Here is a 9364-nt window from a genome sequence, read left to right on the forward strand (position 1 = left end):
CGTTCAGCAGATCATCGTCCCAGCCAAGCCGCGTTTTCAGCGTGACTGGCACCGAAACCGCGCCCACCACCGCCTCGATCAATGTCAGCGCATGGTCGAGGTCTTTCATCAGGGCCGAGCCGGAATAGCCGTTCACGACCTTCTTGGCGGGACAGCCCATGTTGATGTCGATGATCCGCGCGCCCTGCCCTTCAGCCAAACGCGCCGCCTCGGCCATCCAATGCGCCTCGCGTCCTGCCAGCTGTACGGCGGTGTTCTCCAGCCCGAAGCCCAATTCCGCCCGCGCGCGGACACTGGCCTTGGCCTCGACCATCTCCTGGCTGGCCACCATTTCCGACACCACAAGGCCCGCGCCGAAGCCCGACACCAGGTTGCGAAACGGCAGATCGGTGATTCCGGCCAAGGGAGCCAGAAAGACCGGGGGATTGAGGGGCTTTTCTGCCAGCAAAATGGCCAATTGCTTAATCCTTGAGCAGTCACCCCTCGATGTAGGGGGTTTCCCCGGTGGTTGCAAAAGTTTCGCGGCGGAAAACAGGGGCTACGCAAGCATTGCCCATTTTTTGGGCGCTTGAGGCGGGAAATTCAGCGACATTGTGCCAGCCGCGCTTTCACCCTATCAGAACGCCATGACCAAACGCGCCCCGATCCCCCAAGCCCCCCGCGTCGCCGCGCTTGTCGTCGCGGCAGGCCGTGGCCTGCGGGCAGGTGGCGATATTCCCAAGCAATATCAAGCGCTCAAGGGCAAGGCTGTTCTGACGCGGACGCTCATGGCTTTGGCCGCGAATCCAATTATCCGGGATCTTGTCGTCGTCCATCACCAAGACGACTCGGGCCTACTGGCCGCAGCGCTTGCGCCGCTTGATCAATCGGTCATCACAACGGTCGGCGGAGCGACGCGCGATGCGTCGGTCCGCGCGGGGCTGTCTGCTGTGCCGGACGGGGTGGACTATGTGCTGATTCATGACGCCGCCCGGCCCCTTGTCAGTGCCGAGCTGATCGGCGGGGTGATCGAGGCACTTGCCACCCATCCCGGCGCGGCGCCCGGCCTACCGGTCGTCGATGCGCTGTGGCAGGGTGACAGCACCGTTCAGGCGATCCGCGCCCGCGACGGGCTTTTCCGGGCGCAGACCCCGCAGGGCTTTCACCTCGCCGCGATCCGCGCCGCCCATGCCGCCCATCACGGCGGCGCTGCCGATGACGTGGAGGTCGCGCTCGCCCATGGGCTGGACATTGCCATCACGCCGGGCGACGAAGACAATCTGAAACTGACAAGGCCCGAGGATTTCGCCCGGGCCGAGCGGCTGCTGGAGGCCCGAGCCATGATCGACATTCGCACCGGCAACGGGTTCGACGTGCACCGGTTCGGACCCGGCGATCATGTCTGGCTCTGTGGTGTGAAAATCCCCCATGGGCGCGGGCTTCAGGGCCATTCCGATGCCGATGTGGGCCTGCACACCGTGACCGACGCGATCTATGGCGCGCTGGCCGAGGGCGATATCGGCACCCATTTCCCGCCCTCCGACCCGCAGTGGAAGGGCGCGGAAAGCCATATCTTCCTGACCCATGCCGTTGATCTGGCATCAGAAAAGGGCTTTGCGATCAGCAATGCCGACCTGACCTTCCTGTGCGAACGGCCCAAGATCGGCCCCCATGCCGCCGCCATGCGCGCCCGGCTGGCGGAGCTTTTGCGCATCGACCCGGCGCGCGTTTCCGTGAAGGCGACCACGACCGAACGGCTCGGCTTCACGGGCCGCGAAGAGGGCATCGCCGCCATGGCCACTGTCACATTGGTGAAATCATGAACCGCCTTATCGCCACCGTTTTCTATGTGGGCCTGCTGCGCCCCGCCCCCGGCACCTGGGGCAGCCTTGCCGCCATCCCGCTTGCCTATCTGCTGCACCAGCTTGGCGGCTTTGTCGCCCTTGCAGCGGGCACGCTGATCGTGGCCGTTGCCGGTTGGTGGGCCACGAATGAAGTGACGCGGGACAGTGCCGACAAGGACCCCTCCGAGATCGTGATCGACGAGGTTCTGGGCATGTTCCTGGCGCTCTGGCCGGTCTCCTACGGCGCGATGATGGCGGGGGCGGATTTCTTTGCGCTCTGGCCCGGTGTGCTGACCGCCTTTCTCGCCTTCCGGCTTTTCGACATCTGGAAGCCCGGCCCCGTGGGCCTTGCCGACCGGCGCGGTGATGCGCTTGGGGTGATGCTGGACGATGCCATCGCCGGTGGCCTTGCCATGATGGTGGTCGCGGTGCTGGCAGTCGTGGCACATCTGCCGGGGCGGCTGTGATGCTGGCCCGGACCCTGCTGGAAGAGGCCCGCGCGGGCCATCACGTTATCGCGACGGCCGAAAGCTGCACCGGCGGGCTGGTTGCGGGCGCGATCACCAGCGTGGCGGGGTCTTCCGACATTTTCGACCGGGCTTTCGTGACCTATACCAACCGCGCCAAGGTGCAGATGCTGGGTGTCAGCCCCGACACGCTGCGCGAACATGGCGCGGTGTCCGAGAATGTGGCGCATGAAATGGCGGCGGGGGCTTTTGCCAATTCACAAGCCACAATTGCCATTTCGATCACTGGCATCGCGGGCCCCGGAGGGTCCGAGCACAAGCCAGAGGGCCGCGTCTGCTTCGGCCTGGCCTGGGAGAATGGCCTTCGCACCGAAACCGTCGAGTTTGGCGCGCTTGGCCGCGATCAGGTCCGCGCGGCGGCGGTGGATCATGCTCTGGGAATGATCCTGACAAGCATCAGACAGGATGCGCATGACACTGAGGCAAACCGCCGTGGGAACGCCCAAGATTTACGCAGTTTCTGAATTGCCCCCTGTTTGATCGCTTCAAACGCCCCTTGCCTCTTTATTTATCTGCCCGCCTCCCGCTTTTCGGCGCTCAACCGCTGAAAAAACAAGCATGCGAAGGGACAGATCACCATGAACGGTGCAGATACAGCATGGATCATCGTCGCCACGGCGCTGGTTCTATTCATGACATTGCCGGGGCTGGCGCTTTTCTACGGGGGCCTCGTGCGGGCGCGCAATGTGCTGAGCGTGTTCCTGCATTGCTATGCCATCGCCTGCCTGATGAGCATCCTGTGGCTGGCGCTCGGCTATTCCATCGCCTTCGGCGGGTCGGGCAATGCCTTCTGGGGCGGGCTTGACCGGGTGTTCCTGTCGGGCGTCACCGCCGACAGCCTGTCGGGCACATTGCCCGAGGTTCTGTTCTTCGCCTTCCAGATGACCTTCGCCATCATCACCCCCGCGCTGATCGTGGGCGCCTATGTGGAACGGGTGGGCTTCGGCTTCGTGCTTCTGTTCTCCTCGCTCTGGATGCTGCTGTGCTATGCGCCGGTCGTGCACTGGGTCTGGGGCGGCGGGCTGCTGGCGGGCAACGACGATGTCGCGCCGCTCTTCGGCACGGCGGTGCGTGATTTCGCGGGCGGGATCGTGGTGCATGAAACCGCCGGGATCGCCGCGCTGATGATCGCCTTCTTCCTCGGCCCGCGCCGCCACACGACCACGCCGCCGCACAATCCCGGCTACGTGATGATCGGTGCCGCGATGCTGTGGGTGGGCTGGTTCGGCTTCAACGGCGGCTCGCAGCTGGCGGCCGACGGGGGCGCAGCCATGGCCCTGACCGTAACGCATATTTCCGCCGCCACCGCCTCGCTGACCTGGGGCCTGTGGGAGAAGATCAAATACGGCAAGGTCAGCCTTGTGGGCGTCGTGACCGGCACCATCGCGGGTCTGGCCTCGATCACCCCCGCCTCTGGCTTCGTCGGGCCGCTGCCCGCGCTGATCATCGGGGCCATCGCGGGCATCCTCTGCCAGGAAGCGGTGAATTTCATCCGCAACAAGGCAAAGATCGACGACACGCTCGATGTTTTCGCCGTGCACGGCGTGGGCGGCATCTTCGGCACGATCATGATCGCGGTCTTCGTGCCTGGGGCCTGGGCGGCGCAGCTTGGCTCGTTGGTCGTGGTGGGGGTCTACACGGTCGTGGTGACGCTGGTGCTGATCTATGTGGTCAAGGCCATCACGCCGCTGCGCGTCGATGCGGAAACCGAGACCAACGGGCTCGACCTGACGGTTCACGGCGAACGCGCCTACGACATGTCGAGCTGACCTGACGGACGGGTCACAGCTTGCAAAGCGTCGCGCCGATCTCTCCCGGCGCGGCGCTTTTTTCTATCAGATCGTGAAGGTCGCGGACCTTGTCCTGACCAAGCAACGCCTCGGCCTTGGCCCTGACCTTCGCCGCGCGGGTGGTCAGGGGCAGCGGGGTCAGCAGGTCATGACTGGCCTCGCGCGTGCCGCCGTTCAGCGTCAGGCGGACACGAGCGGCGGTTTCGGGCAGGGTCTCGTCCCGGATGACGCGCACCTTTTGCCTCAGCGCCATCACCTGCGGATCACGGGCCAGCGCATCGGTGAACGTGTCGAGCCGCGCGGTGTCATGGCCGAGCGCCGCCAGCGCCATCACCTGCGCATAGGAAAACTTCGCCTCCAGCCCGGTGGCGGGCGATGCGATGTTGCACACGGTCAGCCAGCGCGGGTGGGTGGTCACCTCGATCGCCGTGATCCCGTCAGGGTCTAAAGGCAACAGCTCCGCGACCGCCTCCAGCGCCGCGTGCAGCCCGTGGCAGCAGGCGTGGAACTTGTGGCTGACCTGCTCGAAGAGCCAGCTTTGCCCAAGCCCCTCAAGCGCGCCCATGTCGCCCGCCCCATGATGGGTGGGGCCGAAGCCCTGCGCATCCTCCAGCCCGGCCCGGCGCGGGTCGAAGCCCTTCGACACCAATAGCGCCGCCTCCACCCCGTTTGCCGCCGCGATCCCGGCGTTGAAGGGCTTGCCCATGGTCCCGAACTGCGATTTCAGCCCCGAGGCGCGGGTGCCCAGAAGGCCAACCACATCGGCAAGCTGCCCGGCCGAGAGCCCCAGAAGCCGCCCCGCCGCCAGCCCGGCCCCGAACGCGCCCGCCGTGGCGGTCTGATGAAACCCCGCCTGGTAATGCCCGCGCCCCAGCCAGACGCCCACGCGCACCGAAGCTTCGACCCCCACAAGCGCCGCCTCCTGCAGCGCCGCTCCGCCTGCGCCCACCCGTTCCCCCATGGCCAGCGCCGCCGGGATGACGGCAACCGAGGGGTGGCCGATATGGGCGAAATGGGTGTCGTCATAGTCCAGCGCATGGGAGAGCGTGCCATTAACCAGCGCTGCCATGCGGGCGGGGACAAGGGAGTCCATGCCGATGGCATGGGCCTGCGGCACCCCGCCCTCCTCCGCTGCCAGCGCACGCAGGACCTGCGCCACCGGCTCCTGCCGCCCGGCGAGGGCCACCGCGCACCAGTCGAGAAGGGACAGCCGCAGAACCGCGTGCGTGCTCTCCGCCCCCGCGAGGGGGGCCGCCGCGAAGGCAGCCAGGGCATCGGTGAAGGAGGTCTTGGTCATGGGGGCTCCGCCGTTTTCGGGGCAGAGTAGCAGGGGCGCCCGCAAGGTAAAGCGCCCGCGTCAGACCCGCGCCAAGGCGGCCTCGGTTTCCGCCACCATCCGGGAGACAACCTGCGAGGTGGTTTCAGCCCGCACCAGCCCCGCCCCCTGCCCCGACCACAGCGCCACCGCATCGGGCAGCCCCGCCTTGGCCGAGGCCGCGCGGATCGGCCCCGTCGCCGCGTTCATCAGCGGAAAGTCGGGCCAGTCCGCATGCGCCGCCATTTCGCGCGAGAAGTCGTTCGCGATCCCGCGCGCCAGACGCCCGGAATAGGCGCGCGTGGCCATGGTGTCGTCGCCCGTCGCGGCGATCACCGACTGTTTGTGCACCTCGGGGCTGGCGCATTCGGGCGTGGCGAGAAAGGCCGTGCCCACCTGCACGCCCGCCGCGCCAAGCATCAGCGCCGCCGCCACGCCACGCCCGTCGGCGATGCCGCCTGCCGCCACCACCGGCACGCTGACCGCATCGACGACACGCGGCACCAGCGCCAGCGTTCCCGTCAGGTCCGCCCCCTTGCGCGGCAGGAACCAGCCGTTATGGCCCCCCGCCTCCGCGCCCTGAGCGACGATGATGTCGGCGCCGTGATCTTCCAGCCAGCGGGCCTCTGCCGCCGATGTCGCCGAGGACAGGATCAGGATGCCTGCCGCCTTCAGCTGCGTAACCAGCGCCATATTCGGCAGGCCGAAATGGAAGGAGGCCACCGTCGGTCCACAGGCAATCACCGCCTCGCACAGGGCCTCGTCAAACATGGGGATTGCATCGACGGGGGCCTTCACCGCGCCCGCGCCCAACCGGTCATACCAGGGGGCCAGACGTGCCGCGACCTCGGCATTCAGATCCTCGTCGGGCACCGGCCGGTCATGCACGAAGAAGTTCACGTTGAGGCTGCGATTGGTCCCGGCCTGCGCCGCGCGCAGTTCCTGCGCCATCGCCTCGGCCCCCATCATCGCACAACCGAGCGAGCCCATGGCCCCCGCATTGGCCGCAGCCGCCGCCATGGCAGGCGTCGTCGCGCCCGCCATCGGGGCCTGAATGATCGGATAGTCTATGTTGAGCGCCCGCGTCAGCGGTGTGTCATGCCAGGCCATACCCGACGCTAGCCGGGCGCACCCTGTCCGTAAAGCACCTTCGCGCGGTCCTCGAAGGCCTGCACGATCCGCATCATCGCCTCGTGAAAGAAGAGCCCCGCCGCCCCTTGCAAGAGCTTGCTCTTGAACTCGAAATCCACATCGAAACTGACCTCGCAACCGCCCTCGGGCACGTCCCGAAACCGCCAATGCGAGATCAGGTGCTTGAACGGCCCCTCGATATATTCGGTGTCGATCTCGCTCAGCTCCGGGCGCAGCGTCACGCGGGACCCGAACCGTTCGCGGAACATCTTGAAGCCCACAACCAGATCGGCCAGCATCACCTCGCCGCCCTCAACCGGCGTCACCGAACGCACCCGCGCGCCCATGATCCACGGGATGAACTGCGGGTATCGCGCCACATCGGCCACCAGATCATACATCTGGGCTGCGCTATATGGCAGCAGACGGGTCTCGGCGTGGCTTGGCATGCGTCTTTTCCGGTTTCCTCGGGTGTGCTCCATGTCCTAAAGTTCCTGCGGGAATTCAAGGGACAGGGGCGGTTTTGCCGCCCAAAAGGGGCGATATGGCGCAGAAACCTTACGTAGTGGACAAGATGATCTCGGCCAAGGCCATCGCGGCACGGATCGAGGAACTGGCGCGAGAGATTGAACGCGCCTTCGCGGGCACCGACAAGCTGGTGGTCGTGGGGCTGTTGCGCGGCAGCTTCGTCTTCATCGCCGATCTGGTGCGGGAACTGAACCTGCCCGTTGAGGTCGATTTCCTGGAAACGTCGTCCTATGGCAGCGGCATGGAAAGCAGCCGCGAGGTGCGTATTCTCAAGGATATCCGCGGTGAGATCGAGGGCCGCGACGTGCTGGTGGTGGAGGATATCGTCGACACCGGCCACACGCTGAACCACGTGCTGCACCTGCTGGAAAGCCGCCACCCCAAGCGCCTGGAAACCATCGCGCTGCTAGACAAACCCTCGCGCCGCGAGGTGGACGTGAAAGCCACCTGGACCGGGTTTGAGATTCCCGATGAATTCGTGGTGGGCTACGGCATCGACTTCGCCCAGAACAACCGCAATCTCGGCCATATCGGCAAGGTCCGGTTTACGGAGGAGTGAGGGGGCTGCAGGTCACCTCCCCCCCCCCGACAGTGCAATCACGCACATGGCAACTCTGCATTTTCGCACAGACCCTGTGCGGATCACACCCGCGTGAGGTGGGAGTGAGGGGCTTGCGTGACAGCGTCTGATGCCGCGATGCTGCTTGGCACCGCACGTATTCATCAGGGAGTTCCCATGCGTATCTTTTCCAAATCACTTCTCGCCGCCGCGGCGCTGACTTTGCCGCTGGCCGCCACGGTTCAGGGCGCGGGCCATGGCGACAATCCTTATGCCAGCCATATCGCGGCGCGTCAGGGCTATATGCAGATCCTCGCCTTCAATATCGGCGTGCTTGGCGGCATGGCCCGCGGCAATATCGACTATGACGCCGAAGCCGCGCAGACCGCCGCCAACAACCTGGCTGCGATGGCGGGCGTCGATGGACGTCCGACCTGGCCCGCCGGGTCCGACAATGCCGCGCTTGGCGATGCCACCCGCGCCCTTCCCGCGATCTGGGAAGATATGGGTGGCTTCGGTGAAGAATGGATGGCTTATGGCGCGGCTGCAAGCGGCATGGCCGACGCAGCCGGCAACGGGCTGGAGGCGCTGCAGGCAGCCATCGGCCCGCTTGGCGGGTCTTGTGGCAGCTGCCACCGGAACTTCCGTCAGTCCGACGACTAAGCTCGTCCCGGGACGGCATCGCAATTCCGCATTGCCGTCCCGATGAAAGGCCATTTTCCCATGCGATTTCTTCGGTTTATCGTCATTCTCGCCATTCTGGGCGCCGCCGCCGGGTGGTATCTGAGCGCCCCGCAGCCACTGGCCGCATCGGATATTCCCGAGCGAGACGGGGATGCAGAACACGGAGAGCTGGTCTTCTGGGCCGCTGGCTGTGCATCCTGCCACGCAGCCGAGGACGCAGAGGGCGACGCGCGTCTGATCATGTCCGGGGGGCGCGCCTTCCCGTCGGATTTCGGCACGTTCTACGCCCCCAATATCTCCATGGACCCCGATCACGGAATCGGCGGATGGTCCGAGGCAGAGTTCCTGTCCGCCGTCATGAACGGGGTCAGCCCCGAGGGACAGCATTACTACCCGGCCTTCCCCTATACCACCTATGCGCGGGCCGGGATGACCGACCTGCAAGATCTCTGGGCCTTCATGCAGACCCTGCCCGCCGACGCCACGCCGTCGCGCGATCATGATGTGGGCTTTCCGTTTTCAATCCGCAGGTCGCTTGGCGGCTGGAAGCTGCTCTTTGCCTCGGATGACTGGGTGATGCAGGGCGATGACCTGCCGCCTGAGGTCATGCGCGGGCGCTATCTGGTGGAATCGCTCGGCCATTGCGGCGAATGCCATACGCCGCGCAATGCGCTTGGCGGGCTGGATTATGCCAATTGGCTGGCGGGCGCGCCCAACCCCTCTGGCGAGGGGCGCATTCCTAACATCACGCCCGCCGCGCTGACCTGGTCGGCCTCTGACATCGCCAATTACCTGCGCGACGGGTTCACGCCCGAGTTCGACAGCGCGGGCGGCGAGATGGCCGAGGTGATCCTGAACATGGCCCACCTGCCCGACGCCGACCGCGCGGCCATTGCCGCCTATCTTCAGGCGCTTCCCGCCTTAGAGTGAGCCCATCATCGCCCGCGCCTCTGCCTGCTGCGCCGGGCTGAGCGCCCGCGACAACCGATTGCAGCGGCGGCTGTATT

The 9364-nt window shown here is 66.0% G+C and carries 11 protein-coding genes; 7 read left to right on the forward strand and 4 right to left on the reverse strand.

What is annotated here, in order from left to right; genetic code table 11:
• Positions 1-457: tRNA dihydrouridine synthase (locus BKY26_RS08670; RefSeq protein WP_193600177.1), on the reverse strand; the 457-nt coding region annotated here is incomplete at its 3' end.
• A gap of 169 nt (positions 458-626) precedes the next feature.
• On the opposite strand from BKY26_RS08670, the gene BKY26_RS08675 reads away from it, so the two are divergent.
• From BKY26_RS08675 to BKY26_RS08690, 4 genes are all read left to right on the forward strand, one after another.
• Complete coding sequence (locus BKY26_RS08675; RefSeq protein WP_071690006.1) at positions 627-1802, forward strand: bifunctional 2-C-methyl-D-erythritol 4-phosphate cytidylyltransferase/2-C-methyl-D-erythritol 2,4-cyclodiphosphate synthase; 1176 nt, start codon at positions 627-629, stop codon at positions 1800-1802.
• Entirely contained in the window at positions 1799-2290 is a 492-nt protein-coding gene (locus BKY26_RS08680; RefSeq protein WP_071690007.1) for a phosphatidylglycerophosphatase A family protein, read from the forward strand. Before BKY26_RS08675 ends, BKY26_RS08680 begins: the two co-directional genes overlap by 4 nt.
• The gene (locus BKY26_RS08685; RefSeq protein WP_083431374.1) at positions 2290-2814 is read left to right on the forward strand and encodes a CinA family protein; all 525 of its coding nucleotides are present in this window, start codon (positions 2290-2292) and stop codon (positions 2812-2814) included. Before BKY26_RS08680 ends, BKY26_RS08685 begins: the two co-directional genes overlap by 1 nt.
• A 114-nt stretch (positions 2815-2928) precedes the next feature.
• The gene (locus BKY26_RS08690) at positions 2929-4119 is read left to right on the forward strand and encodes an ammonium transporter (RefSeq protein WP_071690008.1); all 1191 of its coding nucleotides are present in this window, start codon (positions 2929-2931) and stop codon (positions 4117-4119) included.
• Positions 4120-4132: 13 nt separating this feature from the next.
• Here the strand turns inward: BKY26_RS08690 and BKY26_RS08695 are convergent, their stop codons facing one another.
• The 3 genes from BKY26_RS08695 to BKY26_RS08705 are packed head-to-tail and all read right to left on the reverse strand — an operon-like array spanning position 4133 to position 7035.
• Positions 4133-5437, reverse strand: coding sequence for an MmgE/PrpD family protein (locus BKY26_RS08695; RefSeq protein ID WP_071690009.1), 1305 nt, complete (start codon positions 5435-5437; stop codon positions 4133-4135).
• Between the two features lie 60 nt (positions 5438-5497).
• The gene (locus BKY26_RS08700) at positions 5498-6565 is read right to left on the reverse strand and encodes an NAD(P)H-dependent flavin oxidoreductase (RefSeq protein WP_071690010.1); all 1068 of its coding nucleotides are present in this window, start codon (positions 6563-6565) and stop codon (positions 5498-5500) included.
• Positions 6566-6573: 8 nt separating this feature from the next.
• Positions 6574-7035 carry a type II toxin-antitoxin system RatA family toxin gene (locus BKY26_RS08705; protein ID WP_071690011.1) on the reverse strand — a complete coding sequence of 154 codons (462 nt, stop codon included), beginning with the start codon at positions 7033-7035 and terminating at the stop codon, positions 6574-6576.
• A gap of 95 nt (positions 7036-7130) precedes the next feature.
• Between BKY26_RS08705 and hpt the strand changes: the two genes are divergently transcribed.
• From hpt to BKY26_RS08720, 3 genes are all read left to right on the forward strand, one after another.
• The gene (gene hpt, locus BKY26_RS08710) at positions 7131-7673 is read left to right on the forward strand and encodes a hypoxanthine phosphoribosyltransferase (RefSeq protein ID WP_071690012.1); all 543 of its coding nucleotides are present in this window, start codon (positions 7131-7133) and stop codon (positions 7671-7673) included.
• Positions 7674-7850: 177 nt separating this feature from the next.
• On the forward strand, positions 7851-8336 hold the full coding sequence (locus tag BKY26_RS08715; RefSeq protein WP_071690013.1) for a c-type cytochrome: 486 nt from the start codon (positions 7851-7853) through the stop codon (positions 8334-8336).
• 60 nt (positions 8337-8396) lie between these two features.
• On the forward strand, positions 8397-9287 hold the full coding sequence (locus tag BKY26_RS08720) for a c-type cytochrome (protein ID WP_071690014.1): 891 nt from the start codon (positions 8397-8399) through the stop codon (positions 9285-9287).
• The last annotated feature ends 77 nt before the right edge of the window (positions 9288-9364 follow it).

Origin of the sequence: Nioella sediminis, assembly GCF_001879695.1 — a bacterium.
GTDB lineage: Bacteria > Pseudomonadota > Alphaproteobacteria > Rhodobacterales > Rhodobacteraceae > Nioella > Nioella sediminis.

Coding starts and splice junctions, on each gene's coding strand:
- BKY26_RS08690 (WP_071690008.1), top strand. CDS start 2,929: ATGAACGGTGCAGATACAGCATGGATCATCGTCGCCACGGCGCTGGTT.
- BKY26_RS08680 (WP_071690007.1), top strand. CDS start 1,799: ATGAACCGCCTTATCGCCACCGTTTTCTATGTGGGCCTGCTGCGCCCC.
- BKY26_RS08715 (WP_071690013.1), top strand. CDS start 7,851: ATGCGTATCTTTTCCAAATCACTTCTCGCCGCCGCGGCGCTGACTTTG.
- BKY26_RS08705 (WP_071690011.1), bottom strand. CDS start 7,035: ATGCCAAGCCACGCCGAGACCCGTCTGCTGCCATATAGCGCAGCCCAG.
- BKY26_RS08695 (WP_071690009.1), bottom strand. CDS start 5,437: ATGACCAAGACCTCCTTCACCGATGCCCTGGCTGCCTTCGCGGCGGCC.
- BKY26_RS08685 (WP_083431374.1), top strand. CDS start 2,290: ATGCTGGCCCGGACCCTGCTGGAAGAGGCCCGCGCGGGCCATCACGTT.
- BKY26_RS08675 (WP_071690006.1), top strand. CDS start 627: ATGACCAAACGCGCCCCGATCCCCCAAGCCCCCCGCGTCGCCGCGCTT.
- hpt (WP_071690012.1), top strand. CDS start 7,131: ATGGCGCAGAAACCTTACGTAGTGGACAAGATGATCTCGGCCAAGGCC.
- BKY26_RS08720 (WP_071690014.1), top strand. CDS start 8,397: ATGCGATTTCTTCGGTTTATCGTCATTCTCGCCATTCTGGGCGCCGCC.
- BKY26_RS08700 (WP_071690010.1), bottom strand. CDS start 6,565: ATGGCCTGGCATGACACACCGCTGACGCGGGCGCTCAACATAGACTAT.